Below are 26801 nucleotides of genomic sequence, written 5' to 3' on the forward strand. Positions count from 1 at the left end.
TCATGAAACGCATCCTCTTTGCCGGGCTGGCGATGGCCGCCCTGTCTGCACCCGCCCTCGCCCAGCAAGGCCAGGTGATCCGCATGGGCGATAGCGCGCTGTCCTGCCGCGAAGTGATCGTGGAAGCCAATGCTGCCGCCGAAGTCCTTGGCGGCGCGCCCGAAGGCGGCGTTTTCGATTCCACCTATGCGACCGAGGCTGCAACCGGCCTCGCGCAGCAGGCCGCGCTGATGTCAGGAGCGGGTCGGGCCATTCCCGGCATCGGCGCGGTTGGCGGCTTGATGCGCCAGCGCGCCCAGCAGCGTGAAGCCGAGCTGGCCGCCCAGCGCGAAATCGCCGAGAAGCGCTGGTACTGGCTCTCAGGGCTTTATGAAGGCGGGCAGTGCGACAGCGTGCTGCGGGCCGAAGCGCAAGCCGCTACAGCGGCAGCAGCTCAACCGCAATCAGATGAGCCGGTCTATGAAATGGGGGATCCGGCAGAAGAGTAAGTCCCTCCTCTTCGCACGGTGCAGGCGTGCTGCCTTCAGTCCGGCCGTCCCCGGTTGCGGCTGAAGGCAGCGCGCAGCGCATTCATGGCCTCGCGTGACAGGGTGACATTCATGCCGGTTTCGCGGGCCTCATAGGCGTCCCAGCCGCTCGGCCAGCGCCACGCCGCCCAGTTTGCGCCAGCGCTTTCCAGCGCGGCAATACGGGTCTGGAAATAACGGCCCAGATCGGGCGCATGCAGCGCCGCGCCAAACTCCAGACAGCACCAGCGCGGATAACCCGCCATCGCCTGTGCCAGATGGCGGCCGTCATCATTGAGGCGCACGCCGGCGCGCGCGCCCTGATGGGTATATTCCCGCGGCGCATAGTCATGCACGTTGATGATTGTCTGCGCAGAGACACTCTGCATGGCGCCCAGCGCCTCTGCCCGCGCCCAGCGGTCCGGGCTGAGGATAAGCGGCACGCCAATGGCTTGCGGCCAGTTGCGGTCAATCGCGGCGGCGATTGCCGGCCAGACAGACGGATGGCCCAGATCACTGCCATTGGGTTCGACCATCGCCAGAATGCCCGCCAGCGCCGGATGCGAGCCAAAGCTGCGCGCCGCATGCAGGCACATGGCCACCCAGGCGGCCTGTGCCTCCTCATCGTGCCAGAGCGCATTGTTCAGCAGGCGGCGCGGATACCAGTCATCATCGGGGTGGAAGGCAAAGGCGCTGCGCCCCGGTCCGGTGCGAAAGCCAATGACCGTGTAGAGACCGGCACGCTGACACATATCCAGCCAGCGCCCGACATGGTCCTCAACCGCCGGATCAACGCCAAAGCGGCCCGTTTCACCAAACACGCCCGTGCCAGACCAGACGGCCAGATTGGCGCCTGCCTCGGCCAGTGAATCCAGCGCCGCCTGGGAGACAGGCGCACCCAGCGGCCCCGGCCCGAGAAACGTTGTGCCATCCAGCTCCGGATAGACGCGCCGCTGGGCAAACACAGCCCCGCGCAAATGCGGCCCGGATGTATTGTCCCACAAGGCCAGGCGGCCTGAAGGCGATGGATCGTAGGACGCAAGGCGCAGGCCCGGCGGCGCAAACGCGGCGCTGAAGGCCGCTCCGCCAGAGGCCAGCACATTGCGCCGGGTCGTCATGCCGCCCGGAACGCTGTGAAACGGTCGATACGCCGGAAGGCCCGGCCCGGAAGCGTGGAGATTGGCCCCAGCGGCAGGCGCTCGGCCGCATCCTGGATATTATCGGCCAGCTGGCGGGCAGCACCTGCCAGTGACGGCGCAGCCACATAGCCGGACATCAGCGGAAACTGCCAGCTGGCCAGTTCGCGCTTGAAGTCATATTCGCCCGGGCCAAGGTGGATTTCTTTCAATCCCTGGGCCGGCAATTCGCGTGCGATCTCAAGAAGCAGGTTCAAACCCGGTCCGACCCGTGCAAACTCAGGATCATAGACCGGAAACCAGTAGTGCAGCACCGTGCCGGAGCGCACGCCCACATGAGCGGCAGCCAGCTTTCCGTCAATCTCCAGGCTCGACACCAGCCGCTGTGCATTCTCAAGACCTTCAACGCCCAGCGCATTGATGAGGCGGCGCGTCCAGTCCACCGAGAACACGTCGAAATGGCCGGTGCGCACATACTGGGCTGATTTCCACTCCAACGCCTTGGCCAGCACCTCGGGGCGGTCGTCATGAACCCTGAAGACGAAGCTCGTGGTCTCGTCCTCCAGCTTGCGCCTGCGGGCGCGCAGATTGCGGAAGGCCTTGGGTTCGACGGCGCCGCGCCCGGCAAGCCACGCCTCATATCCGGCGCTGAGATCAATCACCCAGGATCCGTCCGTGAAGTGCGCATGGGGGCGGAACGCGGCTTGCGTGCCGAGCGCGCCTGAGAAGTCGAAAACCTTCAGCCCTGCCTGGCGCAGGACCGCACGCAGATCAAACTGCGCATCGGACGGCGCGATAAAGCCGTGATGGTCGCCCAGCGGACCGCCCAGCGGCCGGGCATAGCCGAGCAGGCCCTGATGAAAGGGCAGGAAGCCGGTGATGGCACCCTTTTCGCGGATCACCGCAATGTGGGTATCACGGCGGGCCTGCGCCACCGCGTCGAGAAAACCGAGCGAGAAATAAGGGCTCGCCAGAGACGGGTTCGCGCCCTGAAACGCGCTCCACGCGCTGCGCTCATGGCTGCCCAGCAGGGATGCCCGGCATGTCTCGACTTCAACCATTCATCCATCCCCATGAACGCGCGCAGCTACCCGCCTGCCCCATACCGGGACGGTTTTTATCCGTCCGGTCTGGTTAAGGCGGTTCTTAAGGCTTGTTATGCATGCTGCGTTCCGCTGCGGCTCCGGCACCGGGCTTGCTAGCAGACAGACAATGTAGCGCACCGGAACGCCTGATAATGCTGAACCGCCATCTGCTGACCTATCTGCCGGTCTATGCCGCGCAAATCCTTGTCGGATTTGGCAGCGTGGTGGTGTTCACGCGAGTCCTGTCACCCGAAGACTATGGGCGCTACACGCTGGTACTCGCCGGCGCCCTGCTCACGCAGACACTGGTATTTACCTGGCTGGACGCCGCCGTTGCGCGCCATCACGCGCGCGCCACCGCCAGAGGACGCCTTGGCGGGCACCTCGCTACAGCGTTTTCCCTCTACGGCGCGCTGGCCGTTCTGAGCCTGGTGATCTTTGGCGGCGCCATCGCGTTTGCGCCCGTCAGCACCGAAATGAAGACAGTGTGCGCGTTCGCGCTGGTCTCACAGGTGCTGCGCTCAGCCATGATGATCGCGCTGGAGACCCGCCGCGCCGAGGGCGAGGCTGTGCGCTTTGCGCTGCTGGAAAGCTTTATCCTCAGTGCCGGTTTCGGCCTTGGCGTGGTGTTCATTCTGGCGGGCGGGATGGGGCCTGCAGGCCCGTTCGCAGGCATAGCGCTGGCGTGCGTGGTGGCCATACTGATCGACATTCCGGTCCTCCTGTCCAAGGCCAAGCGAGACCGTGCCGGGCCGCGCCGGGCTTTGCGCTTCTTTGCCTATGGCGCGCCTGTGGCGGTGTCGCTGGTGTTTGAACACCTGCTCTCCACCGGAGACCGTTTCGTCATTGCGGCGCTGATGGGCGAAGCTGCGACCGGTGCCTATGCCGCCGGATACGGCATTACCGACCGCTCGCTGAACATCATCTTCATCTGGCTGGGCATGACCGCCGGGCCGCTGGCCATCAAGGCGTTCGAGCACGAGGGCGCAGAAGCCGCGCGCGCCGTGCTGCGCCAGGCCGCCGGCCTGATGGGTCTGATCGCGATTCCCGCCGCCACCGGCATCGCATTGCTCTCCGAACCCTTCGCCCGGCTTCTGATCGCTGACAGCCTTGCCGGTGCCGCAGCGCCCATCATGCCGCTGATCGCGCTGGGTGCGATGCTGAACGGCTTCATGACCTATGTCTTCCATGAGAGCTTCGTGATCGGGCGCAAGCCGAAAGTCATGGCCGGGCTGATGGCGGGCAGTGCGGCGCTTAACCTGGCGCTGAACTTGGCACTGATCCCGATGCTGGGCCTGATCGGCGCGGCGCTGGCCACCGTCCTCTCCTACGCCATTGCGCTGGCTGCGTGCGTGGTCATGGGCCGGGGTATTTTCCGGCTCTCTTTGCCTCTGGATGACTGGGTGAAGGCCGCGACCGCCAGCGTCATCATGGCGGCTGCGCTGATGGCGTTGCCGGTGCCGGAAGCCGCCTTCGCGCATCTGGCATTCCACGTTCCGGTGGGCGTGCTGGTCTACGCGGTTGTGGCCCTGACGCTGGACATTGCCGGATGCCGCAGCGTGTTCGTGATGCCCGCCATGCGCCGCCTGCAATGGAGGGGTGCATGAGCGCGCCCTCCCTCTCCGTCCTGATCCCGTTTCACGGCGATGACCCGTCTGCCCTGCTGGACGCCCTGCTGGCGCAGGCCGGAGCGGACATGGAAATCGTCCTCTTCGACGACGGATCACCCGCCGCAGATGTCTTCGAGCGACTGTCCGAGCATCCCGATGTCCTGGACGGGGCGGTGCGTATCTTGCGCTCCGATACCAATATCCAGCGCTCCGGCGCGCGCAATGCGCTGGCCGGGGCGGCAAAGGGCGAATGGCTGCTGTTTCTGGACGCGGATATGGAGCTGCCTGAGGGTTTTCTTGCCCGCTGGCAGACATTGCTCGAAAGCGCGGAGTTTGACGCGGCCTATGGCGGCTATCTCGTGCCAGAGACCAAGGCGGGTCAGTTCGCCGTTCATGCAGCCCTCGCCCGCGCCGGTGACATAAACAATGCCGAGGCCCGCGCCAAACGCGGGGCATCGGCCTTCGCTGGCTCCAACATGGCGGTCAGATCGGCACTGATGGCCCGCGTGCGCTTTGACGAATCCTATCGCGGCTGGGGCTGGGAGGATGTGGACTGGGCCGTACGCGCCGCCAAGACCGGACGCCTCGCCCATATCGATAATCCGGCAGGCCATGGCGGATTGCAGAGCGTTGACCGGCTGATCACAAAATTCGCCGAAGGCGGCATCAATTATGCCCGCTTCCTCGCCCGCCATCCCGACCAGGCAAGCCTTCCCGGCGCGCGTCTTGCACGCCTGCTGGCCCAATGGCGCCTGTTTGCGCCGGTGCAGGCGCTGGCCCCGGCCCTGTCCCGGACAAACGCCCTTCCGACCCGCGCGCGCGTGCTGGCGCTCAAAGCCTACAAGGCAGCGTGCGCCGCAGCAGCTTTGAAGGAGGTAGCGCCATGAGCGGTATCTATCAGCCCGCCGGTAATCTGCTTGGCAAGGTACGCCGTCTGGCAGCGCGCGCGGGCGTCAGGCGTCCGATCGATGTGGCGATCAACGAGCCGATCGTCTCCTTCACCTTTGATGATTTCCCGCGCTCGGCTGCGCTGATTGGTGCGCCCATGCTGGAAAGGCGTGGCTGGCGTGGCACCTTCTACACCGCCATGGGCTTTCTCGGTACGACCACGCATCTGGGCGACATGATGCAGCGCGCCGACATCGAGGCGCTGCACGCGCGCGGCCACGAGATTGCCTGCCACACCTACGCCCATCTCGATGCCAGTCATTGCGAGCCTGACGTTTTCGCAGACGATTGCGAGCGTAATTGCGCCGAGCTGATGGAAATGGGCATTTTGCGCCCGCGCACCAGCTTTGCCTTTCCCTATGGAGAGGCAAGCCCGGCCATCAAACGCGCCCTGCAGCCGCGCTATGGCGCGCTGCGCGGCGTACGCCATGGCATCAACCGCAAGGGCGATGATCTGAACCTGCTAAAAGCCGTCGCGCTGGATGGCGGAAAAGCCGGTCTGGACAAGGCCTTGCGGGCTATCCATGAGGTGAAAAGCGAACCGGGCTGGCTGATCTTCTATGGCCATGACGTGCGCGAAAACCCGTCCGAATGGGGCTGTACGCCGGAGTTTCTGGCGACCATCTGCGCGGAAGTGGACGCGCAGGACCTGCCCGTGCTGACGGTTGGCGAAACGCTGTCCATGCTGTCGGATGAACCTGCCCGGATACCGGCATGAGCGAAGACGCCTCTGTCAGCGTGCTGATCCCCACTTTCCGCAGGGCCGAAGGGCTCTCGCGGGCCGTGGCGAGCGTACTGGCGCAGACCCGCCTGCCTGATGAAATCGTGATCGTGGACAATGACCCGGCAGCAAGCGCGCGCCATGTGGCGAGCCAGCTCGCAGACGATTCGCCCGTTTCGATCCGCTATGTCCACGAGCCACGCCCCGGCGTCGCGAATGCCCGCAATGCCGGGTTTGCCACGGCAACGGGACGCTTCATCGCCCAGCTGGATGATGACGAGGCGGCCAGGCCGCAATGGCTGGAAAGCCTGCTGGCTACTCGCGAAGCCATGGACTGTCCCATCGTGTTCGGGCCGGTCACACCGCTGGCAGTGGACGCGAGCCCGACCGCGCGGGCCTTTCTGGAACGCCTCTATGCGCGCACCGGCCCGCAAGAGGACGCATTGCGCAGCCGGGACTGGGGCTGCGGCAATTCCCTGATCGACCGGGCCGCGGTGTCCCTGCCTGATCCACCTTTTGATGTGCGCACCAATGAAATGGGCGGCGAGGATGATCTTCTGTTCGTGGGGCTGCAGGATACCGGGGTTCGTTTTGCCTGGTCAGCGAAAGCCGAAGTGATCGAGCATGTAGAGGGCAAGCGCGCGCGCTGGCCGCACATGCTGGCGCGCAGCTTCGCCTATGGTCAGGGTGCCAGCCAGAACTGCATCCATGGGACCAAAGTCGATTATCCCGGCCTGCTGGGCTGGATGGTGGTCGGTCTGGGGCAGGCAATGGTGTTTGGACTGATCGCCTTGCCTGCGCGCCTGGCTGCCGGGCCTGAGGCTGGCGCGGCCTGCCTCGACAAGGCCGTGCAGGGGATTGGCAAGCTGTTCTGGATGGAGCGTCTTGCGCCGCGCTTTTACGGCGCTGCCTCGCGCGGCTGAGCCAGCTTGGCCGCCGTTGCGGTGAACATCACCCACATGAGCGAGTTCTGCTCGGCCAGATTACTCTCCGAAAAACTGATAAGCCCCCACATGACGAGGAAGGGCAGCGCCCAGTACGTCTCATTGCCCTTAAACAGGCGCATGGCCGCGCTGCCGAGCGCCCCAGTATAGGCAATCAGGGCAATCCCCACCCCGACCAGCCCGGTGGCGAGCGCCGTCTCTATCCAGCCATTATGCGCGGTCGGCACAGGCCAGCTTGTTTCCAGCCGCACCCAGTGCGCCGGCCCCAGCTCCACCTGCCAGAACACGCCATAGCCAAAGCCCAGCATCGGGCGCTCACGGATCTGGCGGAAGAGCGCCTCCCATATGTCTGTCCGGCCGGTGAAGGTCGCATCGCGCCCTAGTGCTTCGAGCAGCACGCCGGGGCCTATTACCAGCACCAGAATGCCCAGCGAAACACCCACCACGCCGGCCATGACGGCAATCGCGGACGAGGCCGCATCGCGGCGCGCCATCGCGATCATGCCCGGCCCGGCAATCGCGATGAAGCTTGCCAGCAGCGCCGTGCGCGAGGTGGAGAGCAGGACCAGAGCCAGCGCCGGAACGACAAGGGCGAGCCAGAGCATGCGGCGCCTTGCGTCAAACGCCGCCGCGCCCACAAAAGCCAGCACCGCCCAGCCCATCATCGCGCCCAGCGTGTTCTTCTCCCACCACAGGCCGCGCCATGCGCCGGGGTGGATTTGCTGCATCACGCCAAAGCCCGGCACCAATGCCCCGGCAATCGCGCTGCCAATCATCAAAATGGCGAAGCTGACAGCCAGAATGGTCAGCAGAGACTTCCAGTCGAACCGCGATGCCAGCCACAGGCCAAACAGCGTCGTCATGGCCAGTGCCAGCGCGCGGCGCGAGGTGATGTCAGGATCGATCGACCAGAAGGTGGACAATCCGGCGAGCACCGCCAGCAGCACCAGCGGCCAGGCCCTGAACGCCGTCTCCAGGAAGGCCAGAGGCCGCATGGCAATCAGGATGAGGGTCACACCATAGACCGGCAGCCAGACCAGACGCAGCGCTTCGGCCGCATCCGGCTTTAGCGGATCGACCAGCAAGGGCCCCAGCAAGGCCTGCGAGAACAACAAGATGGCCAGAACCGCCAGCGCCGCTTCCAGCAAGGGCAGGAAGGTCAGGCGGGGAAAGGCCGAGCGCCAGACTGCCGCCCGGTGGAGCGCGTTCATTGCGCGGCTCCCCTCGCCTCACCCTGCCAGTCATGGGCGCGGTTCACGATCACGCCCAGCACTTTTGCGCCCAGCTTTTCGATATGAGCGGCAAGGCGTTCGGCATCGGCGCGCTTGTCGCGCCGTGCATTGGCCACAAGAATGACGCCATCAAGATCAGGCGCGACCGCGGCTATGGCCGGTGAGCCATGCGGCACATCCACCACGCTAAGCGGTGCCATGGCGCGCAATTGCTGCCAGTAGCCCGGCGCGCGCTTGTAGACGAGGCGCTCCATCTCACCCGGCTTGTGCTGGAAACGCGTGACCAGCACATAGGCCGCTTCCAGCTTGCGCAGTACCAGACGCCCCGTTCCGGCCGGTTCCGCCGTCCAGAACGGTTCTGCGCCGATTTCGGTGGAATAGGCCGAGCCATTAAGGCGCGCGCGGCTGGCTTGCGGATTATTGGCAAAATCGAGATCCACGAGCCAGACCGGCCCGCCGGTTTCTACCGCAGCGGCGCGCGCCAGCCCGGCGGCGACGCTGGACGTGCCGGCCTTGGCGGTGATGCCAAGCATCATGACAACTTTGCCCGGCGCACCGGGAGGCGCCAGCCGGCGTGCCAGATCGGCAAGTTCTGTGGCGAACGGGTTCACGCCGTCTGTCTCCGCTAGCGGCTGCGCGGGCAGCTCATGCCGGGGCCCGGTCATGCGTGCCCTGACCCGTGCATGGCGCCGGGACCAAAATCCCGCACGCGGGCCAGCACCGCAAGGGGTCTTGCAGCAGGTTCAACATGCGCGGCGCGCTGACCGCCTTGCGGGCGTGGCGCTGGGGCTGTGCTGGCCGCCTGCCGGTAGGGCGCTGGCGCCGGCTCGACATGGGCGTCGGCAAGATCATCCTGCTCACGCCGCGATACCGGACGAAGGGCGCGCGGGTCGCGCGTGGCATCGAAATAGCCTTTCAGCAGCCCCAGCAGAACGGCCGCACCGAGCGCCAGTATGCCCGCTGCCCCGATGGCCGCAGTGCGCAAGGAGCGCGCCTGCGCGGGCGGGGTCGCCCGTTCGACGATACGCACCGAGTCAGCAATGCCGGAGGCACCGCCCCGGCGCGATGAAGCCGCGGCAAACTGGAGGGCGAGACGCCCCGCCGCCTCTCCGCGTGAGGATGCCTCGCGGCTCAGCCGGTCATACTGGCTTGCCAGCCCCGCAAGCCGGTCAGCCTGGGACCGCGCCGCATCAAGCTGGACACGCAATGTGGCCGCAAGGCGCGCCTGCGCAGCAGCCTCCGCCTCCCGTTGCAGCCGGGCCGTATCCAGTTCCTGATAGACCGGATTGGTACCAGTACGGCGCTGGCCGGCACCGTCCGCCCCGCCTGACTGCACCAGCTCACGCAAGGCTCGTATCTCGCGGTCAAGCGCCTGCACGGGCGGCGCGTCGTCCTGATAACGTGAGCTCAGCTCACGGCGGCGTACGTCCAGCGCCAGAAGCTGCCCGGTGACGTCATTTTCAACATAAAGTTCAATGGACTGCGGCATGTCCTGCAGGCGCTGTGAGAGAGCTGCAGCGCCTCCGCGGGCGGACTGCGTGGCCGCCTCCGCAGCCAGAAGAGAGTTTTCCAGCTCCGTCATGCGGGTAACCAGCGCCAGACGCTCGGCCTGGAAATCGACAATGGCATTTTCTGTCAGGAAGGCGCGCAGATTGGTCTCTGCCACGGCAGCAGCTATTTCGGCAGCGGCCAGACGCTGGCCCAGCGCATCGGCGCCGTCTTCAACCAGCACTTCACGGCGATAGGCGAGATAGGCATCGATGATGGCATTGAGCACATTGGCTGCCGATTGCGGTGTTTCCCCGCCATAGCTGGCCTGCAGCACGCTGGCATGCGGAGCCCGCTCGACCTTGAAGCTGGTGCGCATCTCGCGCAGCACCGAAGGCTGCGGCGAACCGCCCTGACGCTCGATGGCGAGGCGGCGAACCGTCTCGGAATTGAGAAGTTCGGCCTCCGACTGAAGCACCTGATCAAGCGTGAACGCGCCGCCGGAGCCGGCCGCGCCGGGCGCCTGGTCCTCAGGATCCAGCAGCACGAGCAGCCGTGACTGGGCAACGTATTCGGGCTTCAGCACGAACCAGGCCGCACCCGCCATGGGAAGGAACAGGAGAACGAAAACGATGACGATCAGCAGTTTCTGCGACCAGGCCAGAGCCAGCAGGTCAAACAGGTCCAGCTCCCGGCGGGCATGTCCCGCCGGGCCAGAATTTCCTGTGCCCGATCCACGTGTTGATTCCATAAGCGACATCTGGCGGAGGTGCGCTTAATTTTTTCTTAGCCCGGCTCGCAGAAGGCTACACTTTATCAAGTACAAGCGACTCGAAGGTGGCAGCCCATGCGCGAATTTGACTGGACCCGGCGCAACGCGCTCGCAGCCCTGCTGGCTGGCAGCGTAGCAATCGGCCTTTCCGCCTGCGGCGGGCGGGCACGTCCGACCGCCAGCTTCGAGGCCTCGCGCTTCCAGACCTGGAGCGGCGGCGATCCGGTTTACCGGCTCTATCCCGGCGATGCGATCGAGGTAACGGTTCACACCGCGCCGGAATTATCGCGCGAAGTGGAAATCGGCCCGGACGGGCGCGCCAGCCTGCCGCTGGTTGGCGGGGTGATGGTGTCGCAGAAGACAGCGCCAGAGGCCGCACGGGCCATCGCAGACGGCTATGCGCGCATCCTGCGTGATCCGATTATCGAAGTGCGCCCGCTGAGCTTTGGCTCGCAGCGCATTCTGGTGGGCGGCGAAGTAAACGCACCCGGCCCCTACCCGCTGCCGGATGGCCGGACAGGCGTGCTCGAGGCCGTCATGTTTGCCGGCGGGTTTCAGACCACCGCACGGCGCAATTCCGTGGTCGTGCTGCGGCGTGCGCCCGATGGCGGCGCGATGATGCGCACGGTCGATGTGCGCTCCGCACTGCGCGGACAGCCCGCCGACATGATCCCGCTGGCCCGCCACGATGTCGTATTCGTGCCGCGCTCAGGCATCGCCGAGGTCAATCTGTTCGTCGATCAGTATATCCGGGGCATCCTGCCCCTGGATTCCGGGTTCAACTACCTGCTGTTCGAGGCCACCCGGAACTGATCGGACAGATCGGCCTAGTGACGGGTGGAAAGCCACTCGCGCGCAGCACGCTGTGCCGCCGCAATGTCTTCGGTGCCCATCTCGCTCGACACTTCCTTGCGGTAGTGCTTGGCAGGCTCAGAGCCCATCAGCGCGGCCAGATTGAACCATTTGTGCGCCTCGACATAGTCGATGACACCGCCCTGGCCCGTCGAGTAGAGCAGGCCGAGCTTGCAAAGGTCCTCGCCGGTCGGATCGGTATTGATCGCGTCGTGAACCTGACGGGTTTCCACATCAGTGAAAGCCATTTGTCTTCCCCATTCCATTTGGGTTCTGCGGGGCTTTGCCCTCGTCTCGAACCCGTGATTGACACCCCACCACCCACGCAATGTTTCGCGTTTGTGTGAGAGCATATTCGCGGGGAATGGTATCCACAGGGTTAAGGCAAACTAAGAATAATGCATTTTAAGCATTTATTTTCGTTAGGTTTTCCTACCAAGAAGTAACTCACGCATCGCAATATCGATGCGCTGGCCGAGGCCCGCTCGCCCGGTGACGCGCACACTGAACGCGGAGACCAGCGCCGCCAGCACAATGCCAAAGGCCAGCGCCGCAAACACGCCAGCGAGCACAAATCGCTCCCATGCCTCGGCGGTAATGCGCGAACCGGCCTGCTCGCCACGGTCCAGCGCCAGCGCATCGCGTCCATGGAAATGCGCCAGTGCCAGCGTACGCGGTCCCGCCTCCAGCGACAGGCGGCGCAGGCGCGCAGCGTCCTGGGGCGTTTCCAGCAGGGCAGTCAGCCGGATGGCATCAATGTTAGACGTGTAGCGCGCCACCGCGCCCAGCTCGCTAGCTACAGCCTGAAGCGTGTCCCCTTCTGCTGACTGAAGGCTGGCAGCAAACGCCTCACCGGCATGCCCTGTCAGCAGGGCAGCGCGCAGAATACGTGCCCCCTGTCCTGCGCCGGTATCGCGGCCGATACGCGCCAAGGCACACGCCAGCGCCTGTGCGCCGGAACAATCGTCAAGAAGCACGGCGCCGTCAGACGCGAGCCACATCTCACCTGTCCCGGACGACAGCCCCGGCAGCAGGGCTAGATTGAGGGCGCCTTCCTCGTGGCCGGCAAAAAAAGCGGCCTGAGACAGCTCCAGAGCGTCGTACAGGCGCGAGGCACGGTCGAGGCGGGCTCTTACCGCCGCGGGCGCCATCACACTGGCGATCTGAGTGTCCGGCTGCGGCGCCCGGCTGGCCCAGGCCGTCTCCAGTTCGCGGGTCCTGACCCAGACGGGCAAGGCCCGAAGAACGGCTTCGGCCTCGCGCGGTGGCCGGGCATGCAGTTCGGCCCACAACATGCTGGAGAACCGTTCACGGCCAGCAATGGGCTCGAATGCGGCCAGGAGGCTCGCTGCCAGCGCATTGTCAGGCGGCAGGCCGGCACGCGGCTGCATGGCCACCTCCAGTTCACGGCTCCAGAGACTGGACGCTGCGGCCGCATCGGGCGCCAGCGATACAAAGGCATCATTTACCCGTCCGGCCCGGGTCGTGGCATCAGCTGTGGGATTTAAATGGCGCAGCCCGTCGAAAACCCAGAATCCGGCAAGGGACACCAGCAAGACGAAAACCGCTGGCCTGACGCTGGACGCCGCCAGCTGCCAGCTCCGCCACAGGACACGGCGTCCCAGCCCTGCTTCACGCAGGGTTCGTACGCGCCGCGCGCGCGCCTCAATCCTGCGAAGACTGTATTTCGATCCCCGTGCCACGCTTTCCCCCTTGCGCACGCCCTATCCAAGCATGGGAGGGGGGATGGGGGAAGGCCTTGCGAGAGCACTCGTGCGTCGCCGCAGCGGGTCATTCTCCAAGCACGGAGCCGTGCGGGGGTGACAAGCAGGCACCTTTCCTCCCCCGTTCACGGGGGAGGTGTCGAGCGTCAGCGAGACGGAGGGGGGAGCTTTTTTTGAATTATTCCCCCCTCGCCGCTTCGCGGCACTCCCCCCGCAGGCGGGGGGAGAAAGAGTCCAAACCGAAACGCAACTGGAACAATCAAAGCGCCTTCTGGCCGAAGAGGATCGCGCGGGCCTTTTTGGCTTCCTCGGAATCCTCGGCGAGGTTGGAGCGCAGCTCCTTGCCCGCATCGCGCCCGCGGCGCAGGGCCGGGCGCTGCTTCAGCCGCTCCACCCAGGCTTTCAGATTGGGGAAGTCGTCAAGGTTCTGCCCCTGCCCCTCGGGCAGTATCCACGGCCAGGCGGCCATGTCGGCGATGGAGTAGGCACCCGCCAGATATTCCCGGTCAGCCAGACGCCGGTCCATCACACCGTAGAGCCGGTTCACCTCATTGGTGTAGCGGTTCGCGCCGTATTCGAGCTTCGTCTCATCGGGCTCGATCTTCTTCGCGTAGGAGCGGAAATGATGCGCCTGGCCTGCCATCGGCCCCAGCCCGCCCATCTGCCAGTAGAGCCATTGCTCCACTTCGGCCTGCTCGCGCGCGTTCGCGCCATGGAACTTGCCCGTCTTGCGGGCGAGATATTGCAGGATCGCGCCGCTTTCAAAGATCGAGATCGGCTTGCCGTCAGGTCCATCGGGGTCGGTGATGGCGGGCATGCGGTTATTCGGGCTGATGGCGAGGAATTCCGGCCTGAACTGTTCCCCGGTGCCGATATTCACCGGACGGATCACATAAGGCAGGCCCATCTCCTCCAGCGCGATGGTGACCTTCCAGCCATTCGGCGTCGGCCAGTAGAAAACCTCGATCGGGGATTGGCTCATGGGACTCTCCTGCTCAGCGCGACATTGGGCCGCGTGATTATGACTGGCAAGTCGTCCCCTATGGCTGCATCGTCAAGGGCAAGCGCCCTTCATCTCCATGGCAAGACGCGCTAAATGCCCTGCCCCGCCCCTTCAAGCCGGTAGATCCATCATGACCGCCATCCTGCAAGACCTGATAAAGCCCGTCTCCTTTGCGCAGGCCGCGCGTGACCCGCAAGGCTTTGCCGATGCGCTGTGCGGCAGTTTTCGCGAGTACGGTTTCGCAGTCGTCAGCGATCACATTATCGATGAGGAGGTCATTGACCGGGCGGTTGCCGAGACCAAGGCCTTCTTCGCCCTGCCCGACGAAACAAAGCGGCAGTATCACCAGCCCGGTGGCGGCGGCCAGCGCGGCTACACCCCGTTCGGCGTGGAGGCGGCCAAGGGCGCAGCTTCGGTCGATCTGAAGGAGTTCTGGCACCGGGGCCGCGACCTGCCGCAAGGCCATCGCTTTTCTGACGTCATGCCCGCCAACGTCTCCGTAGATGCGGTCCCCGGCTTTGATGAAGCCACGCGTGACCTCTTTGATGCACTCGACGCCATGGGCCGCGTGCTCCTCAAAGCCATTGCCCGCCATCTGGAGCTGCCGGAAAACTGGTTCGAGGCGCGCGTCGCCGAGGGCAACTCCATATTGCGCCTGTTGCACTACCCGCCGATCCAGGGCGAGCCGGACGGCGTGCGCGCCGGCGCGCATGAGGACATCAATGTCATCACGCTGCTCTTAGGCGCGGAGGAGGCGGGCCTGCAGGTGAAGACCCGCTCTAGCGAATGGCTGGCCATCAACCCGCCGCCGGGCGCTCTGGTGGTCAATGTGGGCGACATGCTGCAGCGCCTGACCAACCATGTCCTGCCCTCCACCACACACCGCGTGGTGAACCCCAGTGCAGAGCGCATGGCCTTCTCGCGCTATTCCACGCCCTACTTCCTGCATTTTGCGCCGGACGTGGAGATCAAGACCCTGCCGCAATGCGTCAGCGCGGATAATCCGGACCGCTATTTGCAGCCCATCACCGCTCATGAGTATCTTATGGAGCGGCTGCGCGAGATTCGGCTCGCCTAGAGCATTTCGCGCCCTGCCGCCGCCGACGGGGAGGAAGGGCATGTCAGGGCAAAAAAGTCCCGAAGACAGCGTACAGACCATCCGTCTGATGACGCGCCTTAACGGCATTGCCGTTATCGTCTGGCAAGGCGGCGAAGCGCTCACCCTGATTGGCGGCGCCGGCCTGGGTGCCGGTTATCTTGCCTCCGGCATCGGCTTTGGCGTCTGGCTGGTCACCTTGATCTTGTGGGTCTGGATCGTGATCTTCGCCCGCCAGCGCTGGAAGCTGGACGTTCTGGGCGATGCCACGGCCCGTCAGGTTTTCATCCGTGCCGGGCGGACCACCCTGCCGGTTCTGGTCGTGTGCATCGTCATCGGCGGCGGCGTGACGATGCTCACCGCTGTCTCGGGTGAGATCATTCTGCGCATTTCCATTGCCGCCATCGCCGGGACGGCCCTGCTGAGCGCGGCGGCCAGTGACAGGGCCCTACGGCCTGCAACTGCCGCGCAATAGATGCAGGCAATCACTGCCAGCAAAATTATTTATTTTATTGATTGCCTGCTGGCGCGTATTGTGATGTCAGGCTCAGTTCCTGACTGACCAACCTGTAACTCTTCCAGCGCTCCTGTTCCCCGGCAGGAGCGCTTTCTTATTGCGTCAAACCCTCCCCGCTTCACTATTTTGTCACACGAAAACCTGCGGTGAGGCGTTGTATCGCCGGGATCGAGTCCCTAGCTTAGACGTTACCCAAATATATCTGTTCACAAACAGGCTTGCGCGAGGGCGCGCGGGCCCAGGAGGATTCATGACCCCATCAAAACGTCCTTACCGTCACAATCGCGAACCGCGTATCGATATTGCCCGTGTAGGCGAGTCTGGCACCATTCTGGCGCTCGCCGCTCCGGGCTTCTCCGTGCCTGACCTGAATGCTGCGGCCAGCGCTGCCGAGCGCTCCGGCTACAAGCTCAAAGTCGCATCCAGCGCCCGCGCGCTGGTGTCCGGGCGCACGGAAACCGGCGAGGAGATGAACTTCGTCGTCGATACCGGCTTTGACGATGTCGCGGCTGATGAGGGCGCGGGTCTGGTACTCCCCGGCGGCCGGCGCGCGGTCGACGCGTTGAACGATTCCAATGCTGCGCTGCGCCTTCTCCAGGATATGTTTGCCAGTGGCCGCCCGATCTTCGCTGCAGGCGAGTCACTCGCCATGCTGGCCGAAGTCTCCGGCAAGGAAGTCGGTGACGCCGATGCCGCCCTTGCCCTGAATGGCGAAGTGTTTGCCGCCAGCGGCGAAACCGCCCGCGACGATGTCGCCAAGGTGTTTGCCGAGTCGCTGCAGACTCAGGCGTCTGAAGCCGCGTAGCTCAGGCAGCCCGCAACAAGAAAAAGCCCCGGAGCTACGCGCTCCGGGGCTTTTTTTTGCGCAAACGGCAGGGACTACCCTTCCCAGTTCCTCGGCAGCCAGCGCGCCGCAAGAAACATGAAGCCTGCGGCCACCAGATAGAGGCATGAGCCGATCAGGATGGAATAGCGCAGCGATTCATCACCGAAGGTTGGCATCAGCATGGTCGACAACTCGCCCAGCACGTAGATGCCGACGCCGATCCCCAGCAGATTGTTGATCAGCAGGAAGATGGAGGAGGCCACGGTGCGCATCGACGCCGGCACAAGGTTCTGGAAGGCAGACAGCACCGGCCCCAGCCAGGCCAGCGCCAGCGCATTGGGAATGATGAAGACGAAGAAGGCGATGGTCGCATTCGGTGCCAGCACGCCCACAGCATAGAAGGGCATGGTGAACAGGAAGGCGATGCCCGGAACCAGCGCATACCAGGCCTTGGACTTCTTGCCGACCCAGTCGGAGACGAAGCCGCCAAGGATGATCCCGGCTGCGCCGCCAATGACGAGAAGGCCGCCAAACATCCAGCCCGTGGTGACAAGGTCCAGCCCGTAGGAACGCGCCAGGAAGCTGGGCACCCAGAAGAACACGCCATAGCCCATCATGGATGAGCACGCCGCCCCGAAGGTGAGGAACCAGAAAGCGGGCTTTTTCAGCAATACCCGGATAACGGCAAAGAAGCTGGGCTTGGCCGCCTTGGCATCCATCTTCACCGTATCAAGTTGTCCGCGCGCCGGCTCGCGCACTGTCAGGCGGAAAATCGGCGCCAGCAGAATGCCGGCCAGCCCGACAATGACGAACGCCCAGCGCCAGTCCAGCCCCTCGCCAATATTGCCGCTGGCGATCTGCGCGCCAGCGACGACGCCAAACGCGCTGCCCAGCGGGATCCCAAGCGAATAGAAGGCAAGCGCGCGTGCGCGGGCCTGCGGCGGGAAATAGTCAGCGATAAGGGAGTAGGACGGGGCAACGCCGCCCGCCTCTCCAACGCCTACGCCGACACGGGCACCGAAGAGTTGCCAGAAATTCTGTGCCATGCCGCAAAGGGCTGTGAAACCGCTCCAGACCCCAAGCGAGATGGTGATGATCCAGACCCGGTTGGTGCGGTCTGCCAGCCACGCGATCGGCACGCCCAGCACCGAGTAGAGCAGCGCAAACGCGATACCGCCCAGAAGGCCGAGCTGGCGGTCATCCAGGCCCAGCTCATCACGGATCGGGATGGCGAGAATGGAGATGATCTGCCGGTCCAGAAAGTTGAACGCATAGACCAGAAACAGCATGACCATCACATACCCGCGATACAGGTTGGATGGCGGCTTTGGCACGGTGGTGGCGGCGGCCACACCCGGCGCGCCCGGCAGCGTGTCACTCATGGATATTTCCCTTTGCAGTCAGGTTTGCCTGTGCTGATCGCGCCAACATCTCTGTGGCGCATTTTGACGGGCTGATGGCAGGGCGCAAAAGAAAAACGCCGCCGGAGCTGCAAAGCATCCGGCGGCGTCATTCCAGCCGTCCCCCGGCCTGTATTCCGTCCTAGTAGCGTGCGGTGAACACCAGACGCCAGGTACGCGGCGCACCATAGTAGACGGTGCGGATATTGCCCACCGAGGAGAAGTCCTGACCGTCAGTGCGATAGACTTCATCGGCGAGGTTGCGGCCATAAAGACCGACAGAGTAATTGCCGTTCCGGTTGGTCCAGACCGCGTTGGCGTCATAGAGCCAGTAGGCGTCCTGGAACAGGCCCTCGATCTCGACGTCTGAGTTCACCGGCGTGTTGTCCACCGCCAGCGCCATGCGTGAGCGGTAGCGGGCCGAGCCGGACAGGCGCAGCGTGCCATTCTCGGCAAGATCGAAGTCATAGGCCGCACCCAGACGCGTCGTCCACTCCGGCGAGAAGGCCGGGGTCTGGAAGGCGCGGCTGCCACCGAAATTGGTGAAGCGGGCGTCTTCGAACTCACCGTACTCCGCATTCAGATAGCCGATCTGGGCGTCCAGCATCAGCTCGGGCACCGGGCTCCAGGCCAGCTCTACTTCAAAACCGGAAATCTCGAGGCTACCGGCATTGAGCACCGTCAGCTGCGGCACCGGCAGGCCGGTCCCCGGATCGGTCACGAGGCCCGAAACGCGCGCCTGGAAGTCTTCGTAATCGTTATAGAAGACCGTGAAGTTGGCGCGCAGCGTATTGTCGAGCCAGTCGGTTTTGACGCCCAGCTCATAGGAGGTGACGGTTTCCGGATCATACGGAGCCTGCTCGCCCGGATTGTTTGCACGGCCATTGAAACCGCCGGACTTGAAGCCCTGGGACACGCGGCCATAGAGCAGAACATTGTCGGACGCGCGATAGTCCAGCGACACCATCGGCGAGGTGTTGGTCCAGCTGTCGCGGATCGTGAAGGCCAGAGCCGGGTCAACCGTGAGCCCCGGGAAATCCGAGAAAGTCGACGTGGTGCGGAAATAATCCTTCTGCTCGTCGGTATAACGCACACCGGCGGTCACGGAGAGACGGTCCGTCAGCGCATAGGTGGCATTCACGTAGAACGCCCAGCTGCGGGTCTCCAGATCATCGTCAATGGTACGCAGGAAGGTGAAGCCGCCCGGCCCGGTCAGCAGGTCATCGGCAAACGCTTCCTGGTGCGAGGTGATGTTTTCCAGCATGTAGAACAGGCCGCTGACCACCGTCAGGCGCTCGCCCTCATAGTTCAGCTGGAATTCCTGGCTGATCTGGTCCTGATCCACCGCAACGAGCACGTCACCCGTTTCAAGAGCGGTCGCATCGATGTCGATGTAATCTTCGTACTCCAGCTCACGATAAGCCGTGATCGAGCGAAGCGTCAGATTGTCCGACAACTCCCAGTTCATGGTGAGCGCGGTACCCCAATGGGTCATTTCCGTGGAGTTCGGCAGGCCCGGCGTAGCCACGCCCGTAAAGTCATACGCGGGAACCTCGGCCGGCACCGTGAAGATCGGCACGCCGAACAGTGTCGTCAGCGTGTTGATCGGCTGGCCCATAACCAGCGCGTTGTTTTCACGCGACCAGTCTGCATTCCAGTCAACGGTGAAGTTCGGGGCCGCATCCCAGGCCAGCGCCACACGTGCCGCCGAGGCGTTGCGGTCATTATACTCTTCGCCGGTGACGGGATTGGTGACGAAACCGTCCCGGCCCGTGCCGAACAGGGCAATGCTGCCGGCCAGATTTTCGGCAAGGCCGCCGGAGACCGAAGCGCGCGCTTCCCACAGCGAGTAATTGCCAAGGCCGACCTGGAACTGGCCGCGCGTTTCCTGGCTCGGACGGCGGGTGATGACCCGAAGGGCGCCGCCAATGGTGTTCTTGCCATAGAGCGTGCCTTGCGGGCCGCGCAGAACCTCGATGCGTTCAATGTCGAACAGGTCCAGCTGCGTGCCGCGGATACGCGAGAAATAGACATCATCGACGTAGAAGCCGACCGCCGGGTCAAAGGTCTGCAGCGCATCAGGCTGGCCTACGCCGCGGATATAGATGTTGGTGGCGTTCGACGAGCCGCGCCCCTGAACGATGTTCAGGTTCGGAACCGCGCCTTGCAGGCCACTGGGGTCCGTAACGTCGATCCGCTCCAGCGCGGCTTCAGAGAAAGCAGACACCGCACCGGGAACATCCTGAAGGCTTTCCTCGGTCCGGCGCGCCGTGACCACGATCACTTCGCGGTTGGCGCTGGCGCCCTGCTCCTGGGCAAAAGCCGCAGGCGTCATGAATGCAAGCGGTGACACACCGGCCAGTACGGCCGCAGCACCGAAGGTGCGCAGTTTCGTTTTCATGGTGATCCTCCCAATCGAATCATTTGGCGCCTGATCCCTGCCAAGCGTCTCGCGGCGAATTACTTTCAACGTTGAATGAAATGTCAATTGGTATCACACTCGAAGCGATCCATCGTCTGAGGAGTGAGGCTATGCGGCAACAGATTGCCATCGACGCGCGCGGCGAACCGGCTAAAAGTCGGGCCATGGCAACCCGTACCAGAACCCGTCCGCAGAACCGCCGCGGCGAAAAGACCCGCGCATCCCTGCTGGACGCCGCAGAATCGCTCTTCGCCGAGACCGGATTTCACGCCGTGACCGTGCGCGAAATTGCACGCAAGGCAGGCGCCGATCCCGCGCTGGTGACGTATTATTTCGGCGGCAAGCGCGAGCTGTTCGACGAGGTGCTGCTGCGGCGCGCCACCGAGCTGAACGCCATCCGCCTGAAAGAACTCGAAGAGCTGGAGGCCAAGGCAGGCCCTGATGGCCCGACGGTGGAGGAGATCATCAACGCCTTCACCCACCCCCTGCTGGACCGCACCGCCAATGGCGGGCCAGGCTGGAAGAGCTATTTTGCGCTGATCGGCCAGATCACCAATACGCCCGAATGGGGCGCGGCGGTGATGAACAAGTATTTCGATCCCATCGTGATCCGGTTTCTCGAAGCGCTGCGTCCGAAAATCCCGGACTGCACGGAAGAAGACCTGTTCTGGAGCTATCACTTCCTGTCGGGCGTGCTGGTGCTCACCTTCGCGCAGACGGGCCGGATAGATGTGCTGTCGAAGGGCCTTTGCAAGTCATCGGACATCGCCAGCGTCCACGAGCGCATGCCCGGCTTCATCGCCGCTGGCATATTGTACCTGCAGGAGCGCTCACGGGCGCAAAAGAATGGCGGAGCTGACAATACATGAGCGGGTTTACCCAGCACTTCCATACGGCGCCTGACGGCATCAGGACCGCCTTTCGTCACTATGAGCCTGACCAGCCCAGCGGCGCCCTGCCGGTGGTCTGCCTGCACGGCCTGACCCGTAACAGCAAGGATTTCGAGGAAGTCGCGCCGCGCATAGCGGCATCAGGACGCCGCGTCATCGCCGTTGATGTGCGCGGGCGGGGCCTGTCAGACCGGGGCACACCACCCGAAAGCTATAGCCCGCAGGTCTATGTCGAGGATCTGTTCGGCCTGCTCGATCAGGAAGGCATTGAGCGCTTCGTTGCGGTGGGCACCTCGATGGGCGGCATCATGACCATGATCGCGGCTGCGATGCGCCCGGACATGGTGGCAGGCGCGGTACTGAACGATATAGGCCCTGAGCTGGACCCGGCAGGCCTCAATCGCATTGCGGGATATGTCGGCCGGGCCAAGGGTCCTATGGATAGCTGGCAGGAAGCCGCCGCCGCCGTGCGCGCCGTCAATGGCGAGGCCTTCCCCGACGAAACAGGCGAGGCATTCTGGCTGGCATTTGCCCGGCGCACCTGCCGTGAAATGCCGGATGGACGGGTCGAGCTGGATTACGATCCCGCTATAGCCGCACCTTTCCGCGAACCGGAAGGCGCAGCGCCGCCCGATATGTGGCCGCTGTTCGATGCTCTGTCGCCGGTGCCGGTACTGGGGATACGCGGCGCGATCAGCGATCTGCTCTCGCCGGAGGTTTTCCAGGCGATGGGGAAACGTCACCCGCGCTTTACAGGTGTTGAAGTGCCGCGCGTTGGCCACGCGCCTCTCTTGACCGAAACTCACGCCCGCGACGCGATTGACGCGTTTCTGAGAGATACCGACTGATGCGCAACGCTCTTCTCACCCTTCTCGGCATACTCCTCCTGCTGGGCGTTGCCGCCATCGCGCTCTTCGCCTGGCTGACCCGCACGCCCGAACCGGCCGAGCCCCCTGCCCCATCTGCCGGGGAGCGCATGGTGGACGCCGCCGGCATGAGCTGGCGGGTGCGCGAGGACGGCCCTGCAGGCGCGCCTGCCATCGTCCTCATCCACGGCTTTTCGCACTCTCTGGAGAGCTTTGACGGCTGGGCCGAGGCCCTTTCTGACAGCTACCGCGTCATCCGCTTTGACCTGCCCGGCCACGGGGTCACCGGCCCGCATCCTGATGGCGCCTATTCCAACGAAGACACGGCAGCCCAGGTCGCCGAACTTCTGGACGCGCTAGAACTGGACAGATTTGTCATCGGCGGCAGCTCGCTGGGTGGGCTGGTGTCATGGCGCTATGCCGCCGCCCATCCTGAACGCGTCGCAGGCCTCGTTCTGGTCAGCCCCGGCGGCTACTCGATCAATAATGTCGGAGACGAGCCCGTAGAGGTGCCCGTCCCGGTACAGCTCTATCTGCGCCTCGCCCCGGATGCCGGTATCCGCATGGCCACGCAGACATTATACGGCGACCCGTCACGCCTGACCGAGGAACGTATCGCCCAGATCGGCCAGATGATGCGCCAGCCCGGCATCGGTGAAGCCCTCATTGCCCGGCTGCAGCAATTCACCCTGCCCGACCCGGAACCCGTGCTCGCCACCATAGACGCCCCTGCCCTCATATTATGGGGAACGGCGGACACAGTTGTTCCGGCGAGCCACGGCGCGCGCTTTGAAAACGTCATGCCCGATGCCCGCCTTGTTACCTATGACGGCGCTGGCCATGCGCTGATGGAGGAATACCCGGCCGAGACGTCAGCCGATGTGCGGGCGTTTCTTGAGGGTATTGGCTGGGAGTAAGCCCTACCCCTCGAACACGATTTCCGGCGCCGGGCGGTTCGCGGTCCGGGCCGTCTCCAGCATGGCGCTGGCGGCGCGTTCAAACGCACCGGCCAGCGGCCCGTCTTCCAGCGCGACAAGGCGGCCCTCATCGCTGGCAACCCGCAAGGACGGGTGAAGCGGTATCTCGCCCAGAAACGGCACGCCCATCATCTCCGCCTCTGCGCGCACGCCGCCGCGCCCGAAAATCTCGCTTCCCTCTCCGCAATGCGGGCACAGGAAGAAGCTCATATTCTCGATCATGCCGAGCACCGGGATTTCGGTACGCTCAAACAGGGCCATTGCCTTGCGCGCATCGTCCAGCGCCACAGTCTGCGGCGTGGAGACGATCACCGCGCCGCTGATCGGCACGCCTTGCGCGATGGCAAGCTGGGCATCGCCAGTGCCGGGCGGCATGTCGATGATGAGAACGTCCAGAGGGCCATCACCGCCATCCCAGTCCACTTCGGTCAGGAACTGTCGGATTGCGCCCGTCACCATCGGGCCGCGCCAGACGACCGGCTCGCGGCTTCCCACCAGAAACCCGGTCGAAACCAGCTTCACGCCGTGGGCGCGAAGCGGCTCAATACCGGCATCTGTCTTGCGCAGGCCCGGCGCATCCGTGAGGCCGAAGAGGCGCGGCGCGCTGGGCCCGAACACATCGGCGTCCACCAGCCCGGTGCGCAGCCCCAGCCTGACACACGCACCGGCCAGATTGGCCGCCACGGTCGACTTGCCGACCCCGCCCTTTCCCGAGCCAACGGCGATAATCAGCCCGGCCGGCGCTTTCGCACGGGCAGGAGCACTGCGTTTGGTAGCAGCCGCAGGCTGGCGTTCGGTTTCCACGATGACCCTCACCCGCTCAATGCCATCAAGTGCCAGCAGAGCCGTTTCAACGCGGCTGCGTAGCCCCGCCTCATCGCCGCCGTCAGCATGCGCAGGCGGAGAGAGGATGATGGTGGCTATGCCTGAGCGCACATCGAGCGCGGAAACGCGTGCGCTCACCTCGGGAAACTGCGTTTCGAGGGTGTGGCGGAGAGTACGGGCTGAATCGTCCTGCATGGCCTGCTCATAAACCAGCCAGGCTCGCGCATCCACCGGAAGTGGCCGCTGTCATTATGGTTAATTTTTCAGGATCAATTCGAGCGTTCGTGCGTTTCCCCTTTCGGACCACTGCCCGCACGGTTATGGTTAACAGATGATTACCGTGTGCGGGCTGAGGGGAAACGCCAGCTACGGTGTTTGGGAGGGGAGTGCGAATCAATATGTCGAGGGAGGGTGAATCCCGGTATTCGCGGCGGCAGGACGACCCGGTCAGTCCTATGGTCGTGCTATTGTCGGTCATCGTCCTGCTCGTCATCATCCTGATCGCGGGCTATGTGATGTGGCCCTGCAGCGACCGGCCGGGCAGTTTCAAACCCTGCCAGATCGACCGTTTCCTGCTGCGCACGGCGGTTGCTGACGCGTGCTTGCGCGAAGGCCAGAGCCGCTACGTGGACACGGCACCTATCCGGGTGCCGTCACGCTACCGGGACCGCCGCAGCCAGTCATCCAGCTTCACGGCATTTGGCGCGGCCACTCTGGATAGTCTTCCGCCATACACGGCCACTGCCGTCAGCGGCCGCTCATTGCGCCAGCGCCAGGGCGAGAACATCAACTGTCCTGGCGTTACTGAAACACTGATCCCTGTTGGAACCGACAGGTTCTCCGCGGCACGCGGCATGCTCGAATATGAAGCAGAGCTGGTGCTCTACCGTCTTCTCGTGGTCGAGCGCCGCCCGATGAGCCTGCGTGAGACCTACCCTTTCCTGCCTCAGCGCGATGCCGCCACGATCGAGCGGGTAATCCGGCTCAACATTGACGACATCCGGTCGCGCGGCGGCACATACCCGCCCCGGCCCTGGTATGTGCGCTGGGATTTGTGCGGCTATGACGACAATGATGATCGCCGCCCCCGCGCCGCGCTGTTCATCGATCCCGAGCGGGATTCCTTCGAGTGCATGTCACGCGAGAACGCCGCACGGCTATATGCCGAAGGCGCGCGCTACTGGCTCCTGCTGGGCGATGCAGAACTGGCCCGCAGCGATGTCCAGTGCGTCTGGGACAGCGAATATGACGGGTTCTGCCCCGGCGGCTACCGCGACGGCTATACCTATCTGCGCCATGGCAGTTTCGAGCCGGCGCCCACCGCGCTTGATCTTGCAATGCAGAACTGGCGCCGCGCTTCTGACTGGGGCCGCGTCTTCGGGGCGCAGGCCTCCCTGATGGCCCAGCGGCGGCTGCAGGCGCACACCGTGCAGTGCCAGAGCTCGCTGGACGGATCGAGCCTGCGGCGCATCTCACGCTTCGGTCCGGACGGTATTGGCGAGGTTATCCGCCTGTCCTTGCGCCAGCGCGCGCTCGCTTCGCTTGGCTATCATTCAGGTGCGGTTGACGGCTATTACGGCCCGGAAACGCGCGAGGCGGTGCGTGGCTTCCAGCGCGAGCTGGGCTTTGACGAGACGGGCGCGCTCACCCCGCGCCAGACCACCCTGCTGATCTGCCATTCCGCCCAGACCGCAAGGGAGGCCAGCGTGCAGAACACGCTTGGCATCATGTACGCCACGGGGCTGGGCGTGGAGCAGAACACCGATCTGGCGCTGGAATGGCTGGAGACCGCCGCCCGGCGCAATGACCCGGATGCCTATTTCAACCTCGCCATCATCTACGGGACCGGCGCCGTGCTCGGCAGCTATAATCTGTGCGGCATTATCGAGAATTTCGAGCGCGCCGAATCCTATCTGGCCGAGGCGGCCCGGCTGGGCCATCCGGTTGCGCGCCGCTGGCGGGCGAGCCCGGAGTATAACCGCCTGCCCTCCCCCCGCGCGCGCTGGCAAACCATCTCCGAGCGCATCCGCTCGGCCGCCATCGAGGGCGGAGGGTTTTTCTATCTCGAATGGGAAGACCGCAATGTGCGCCTCCCCGACATTGATCTTCTACCGCCCGGCTGCCTTGAGGCCGAGCGCTTCCAGGGGGGCTGACGATGGCTTCGCAATCACTGCCGGGGCCTTTGCGCCAAACACAAGTTGAAGGATGTACGCCATGAGCCTGGTCCGGATTTCAGCCTCTCTCGTGAGCTTGTCACTGCTGGCCGCCTGCGCAGCACCCCAGCAATCGGTCCCGGCGCGCGATATTCACGCACTCGAAACCGCGGAGCGCATCTGCAATATCGGCAGCCTGACGCAGGAGTATAACCGCCTGCGCAACGAGGCGCGCACCGTGGTGACGCCCTCGCACTGGACGTCGAACTGGATACTCGCCCCCTGGCCGGGAAGCTATGTCGACAGCCATTCCAGCCAGTCCTCAAGCCGCAGCGAGGATGTGAGCATCCGTCCGCCTTTCGGCCCCTCCACGCCCACCATTGATCTGGTACGCACCTTCGAGGTCGATCTGGACGCGTCCTACCGGGCATCCACCTCGTCCTGTCAGGCCTATGCCGCCTGCATGTATCAGAACCGCTATAATGAGGGTTACTGCCAGCGCTCGGCCGCCGACTGGCAGATCGCACAGGAGCGGTTCCAGAGCCTCTCCTACCGCCTCGCTGACGTGCGTGTGCAGATGGCCCAGATCTGCCCGGACTGCCCGCCGGCCATCATCGTCCCCGGCCATCGCCGTTATGGCCATGGACATGGCTATCCGCCCCGTCACTACGCGCCCTACCGGCGCGCGCGTGATTGCGAGGATTATATCGGCGGGGTGTTCACCACCAGCTCCTGCAGGCGCTACTAGCCTGTTGGCCGGGCCTTGAGGGTGGATGATCAGGCGGGGCACCGCGCGTGTCCCGCCGGC

At 64.5% G+C, this 26801-nt stretch carries 25 protein-coding genes; 14 read left to right on the plus strand and 11 right to left on the minus strand.

Annotated features, from left to right (window positions below):
* Positions 1–2: 2 nt before the first annotated feature.
* A complete protein-coding gene (locus X907_RS09240; RefSeq protein WP_127567308.1) occupies positions 3–488 on the plus strand; it encodes a hypothetical protein in 486 nt (161 codons plus the stop codon).
* 35 nt (positions 489–523) lie between these two features.
* Here X907_RS09240 and X907_RS09245 read toward each other — a convergent pair whose 3' ends face one another.
* Both X907_RS09245 and X907_RS09250 read right to left on the minus strand, forming a co-directional pair.
* Positions 524–1624 (minus strand): glycoside hydrolase family 5 protein, encoded by a 1101-nt coding sequence (locus X907_RS09245; RefSeq protein WP_127567310.1) that lies wholly within the window; start codon positions 1622–1624, stop codon positions 524–526.
* Complete coding sequence (locus X907_RS09250; protein ID WP_127567312.1) at positions 1621–2703, minus strand: GNAT family N-acetyltransferase; 1083 nt, start codon at positions 2701–2703, stop codon at positions 1621–1623. Before X907_RS09250 ends, X907_RS09245 begins: the two co-directional genes overlap by 4 nt.
* 176 nt (positions 2704–2879) lie before the next feature.
* Between X907_RS09250 and X907_RS09255 the strand changes: the two genes are divergently transcribed.
* From X907_RS09255 to X907_RS09270, 4 genes are read left to right on the plus strand one after another with little or no spacing between them, the layout of a single operon-like run.
* Entirely contained in the window at positions 2880–4334 is a 1455-nt protein-coding gene (locus tag X907_RS09255) for an oligosaccharide flippase family protein (protein WP_170175514.1), read from the plus strand.
* Complete coding sequence (locus X907_RS09260; RefSeq protein WP_170175515.1) at positions 4331–5224, plus strand: glycosyltransferase family 2 protein; 894 nt, start codon at positions 4331–4333, stop codon at positions 5222–5224. Before X907_RS09255 ends, X907_RS09260 begins: the two co-directional genes overlap by 4 nt.
* Positions 5221–6003 carry a polysaccharide deacetylase family protein gene (locus X907_RS09265; protein ID WP_170175516.1) on the plus strand — a complete coding sequence of 261 codons (783 nt, stop codon included), beginning with the start codon at positions 5221–5223 and terminating at the stop codon, positions 6001–6003. The genes X907_RS09260 and X907_RS09265 overlap by 4 nt, the downstream gene beginning before the upstream one ends.
* The gene (locus X907_RS09270; RefSeq protein ID WP_127567320.1) at positions 6000–6929 is read left to right on the plus strand and encodes a glycosyltransferase family 2 protein; all 930 of its coding nucleotides are present in this window, start codon (positions 6000–6002) and stop codon (positions 6927–6929) included. Before X907_RS09265 ends, X907_RS09270 begins: the two co-directional genes overlap by 4 nt.
* Here X907_RS09270 and X907_RS09275 read toward each other — a convergent pair.
* From X907_RS09275 to X907_RS09285, 3 genes are read right to left on the minus strand one after another with little or no spacing between them, the layout of a single operon-like run.
* On the minus strand, positions 6905–8161 hold the full coding sequence (locus X907_RS09275) for an O-antigen ligase family protein (RefSeq protein ID WP_127567322.1): 1257 nt from the start codon (positions 8159–8161) through the stop codon (positions 6905–6907). The two genes, X907_RS09270 and X907_RS09275, sit on opposite strands and share 25 nt — an antisense overlap.
* Positions 8158–8847: a P-loop NTPase family protein gene (locus X907_RS09280; RefSeq protein ID WP_127567324.1), complete on the minus strand. Its 690-nt coding sequence runs from the start codon at positions 8845–8847 to the stop codon at positions 8158–8160. Before X907_RS09280 ends, X907_RS09275 begins: the two co-directional genes overlap by 4 nt.
* Positions 8844–10421 (minus strand): GumC family protein, encoded by a 1578-nt coding sequence (locus X907_RS09285; RefSeq protein ID WP_170175517.1) that lies wholly within the window; start codon positions 10419–10421, stop codon positions 8844–8846. The genes X907_RS09280 and X907_RS09285 overlap by 4 nt, the downstream gene beginning before the upstream one ends.
* Before the next feature lie 96 nt (positions 10422–10517).
* On the opposite strand from X907_RS09285, the gene X907_RS09290 reads away from it, so the two are divergent.
* Positions 10518–11255 (plus strand): polysaccharide biosynthesis/export family protein, encoded by a 738-nt coding sequence (locus tag X907_RS09290; RefSeq protein WP_127567328.1) that lies wholly within the window; start codon positions 10518–10520, stop codon positions 11253–11255.
* A gap of 14 nt (positions 11256–11269) precedes the next feature.
* On the opposite strand, the gene X907_RS09295 is transcribed toward X907_RS09290, so the two are convergent.
* The 3 genes from X907_RS09295 to X907_RS09305 all read right to left on the minus strand — a co-directional run bounded on the left by X907_RS09295 (position 11270) and on the right by X907_RS09305 (position 14000).
* Positions 11270–11542, minus strand: coding sequence for an SEL1-like repeat protein (locus tag X907_RS09295; RefSeq protein WP_127567330.1), 273 nt, complete (start codon positions 11540–11542; stop codon positions 11270–11272).
* 174 nt (positions 11543–11716) lie between these two features.
* On the minus strand, positions 11717–12997 hold the full coding sequence (locus X907_RS09300) for a hypothetical protein (RefSeq protein ID WP_127567332.1): 1281 nt from the start codon (positions 12995–12997) through the stop codon (positions 11717–11719).
* Positions 12998–13277: 280 nt separating this feature from the next.
* A complete protein-coding gene (locus X907_RS09305; RefSeq protein ID WP_127567334.1) occupies positions 13278–14000 on the minus strand; it encodes a glutathione S-transferase family protein in 723 nt (240 codons plus the stop codon).
* Between the two features lie 151 nt (positions 14001–14151).
* On the opposite strand from X907_RS09305, the gene X907_RS09310 reads away from it, so the two are divergent.
* The 3 genes from X907_RS09310 (at position 14152) to X907_RS09320 (ending at position 16439) form a co-directional block, all read left to right on the plus strand.
* Positions 14152–15099, plus strand: coding sequence for an isopenicillin N synthase family dioxygenase (locus X907_RS09310; RefSeq protein ID WP_127567336.1), 948 nt, complete (start codon positions 14152–14154; stop codon positions 15097–15099).
* A gap of 40 nt (positions 15100–15139) precedes the next feature.
* Positions 15140–15592, plus strand: coding sequence for a hypothetical protein (locus X907_RS09315; RefSeq protein WP_127567338.1), 453 nt, complete (start codon positions 15140–15142; stop codon positions 15590–15592).
* Positions 15593–15884: 292 nt separating this feature from the next.
* Complete coding sequence (locus X907_RS09320) at positions 15885–16439, plus strand: DJ-1/PfpI family protein (RefSeq protein ID WP_127567340.1); 555 nt, start codon at positions 15885–15887, stop codon at positions 16437–16439.
* A gap of 74 nt (positions 16440–16513) precedes the next feature.
* Here the strand turns inward: X907_RS09320 and X907_RS09325 are convergent, their stop codons facing one another.
* The gene (locus X907_RS09325; RefSeq protein WP_127567342.1) at positions 16514–17842 is read right to left on the minus strand and encodes a spinster family MFS transporter; all 1329 of its coding nucleotides are present in this window, start codon (positions 17840–17842) and stop codon (positions 16514–16516) included.
* 160 nt (positions 17843–18002) lie between these two features.
* Positions 18003–20261, minus strand: a complete 2259-nt coding sequence (locus X907_RS09330; RefSeq protein ID WP_127567344.1) for a TonB-dependent receptor — start codon at positions 20259–20261, stop codon at positions 18003–18005.
* Positions 20262–20392: 131 nt separating this feature from the next.
* Between X907_RS09330 and X907_RS09335 the strand changes: the two genes are divergently transcribed.
* From X907_RS09335 to X907_RS09345, 3 genes are read left to right on the plus strand one after another with little or no spacing between them, the layout of a single operon-like run.
* On the plus strand, positions 20393–21151 hold the full coding sequence (locus X907_RS09335) for a TetR/AcrR family transcriptional regulator (protein ID WP_233352279.1): 759 nt from the start codon (positions 20393–20395) through the stop codon (positions 21149–21151).
* The gene (locus tag X907_RS09340) at positions 21148–22020 is read left to right on the plus strand and encodes an alpha/beta fold hydrolase (RefSeq protein WP_127567349.1); all 873 of its coding nucleotides are present in this window, start codon (positions 21148–21150) and stop codon (positions 22018–22020) included. Before X907_RS09335 ends, X907_RS09340 begins: the two co-directional genes overlap by 4 nt.
* Entirely contained in the window at positions 22020–22955 is a 936-nt protein-coding gene (locus tag X907_RS09345; protein ID WP_127567351.1) for an alpha/beta fold hydrolase, read from the plus strand. The genes X907_RS09340 and X907_RS09345 overlap by 1 nt, the downstream gene beginning before the upstream one ends.
* 3 nt (positions 22956–22958) lie before the next feature.
* Here the strand turns inward: X907_RS09345 and X907_RS09350 are convergent, their stop codons facing one another.
* Complete coding sequence (locus tag X907_RS09350; protein ID WP_127567353.1) at positions 22959–24035, minus strand: Mrp/NBP35 family ATP-binding protein; 1077 nt, start codon at positions 24033–24035, stop codon at positions 22959–22961.
* Between the two features lie 203 nt (positions 24036–24238).
* On the opposite strand from X907_RS09350, the gene X907_RS09355 reads away from it, so the two are divergent.
* Together X907_RS09355 and X907_RS09360 are read left to right on the plus strand one after the other, a co-directional pair.
* On the plus strand, positions 24239–25993 hold the full coding sequence (locus tag X907_RS09355; protein WP_233352280.1) for a peptidoglycan-binding protein: 1755 nt from the start codon (positions 24239–24241) through the stop codon (positions 25991–25993).
* 61 nt (positions 25994–26054) lie between these two features.
* Complete coding sequence (locus tag X907_RS09360; RefSeq protein WP_127567355.1) at positions 26055–26741, plus strand: hypothetical protein; 687 nt, start codon at positions 26055–26057, stop codon at positions 26739–26741.
* The last annotated feature ends 60 nt before the right edge of the window (positions 26742–26801 follow it).

The organism is Glycocaulis alkaliphilus, from assembly GCF_004000605.1.
Classification (GTDB): Bacteria; Pseudomonadota; Alphaproteobacteria; order Caulobacterales; family Maricaulaceae; genus Glycocaulis; species Glycocaulis alkaliphilus.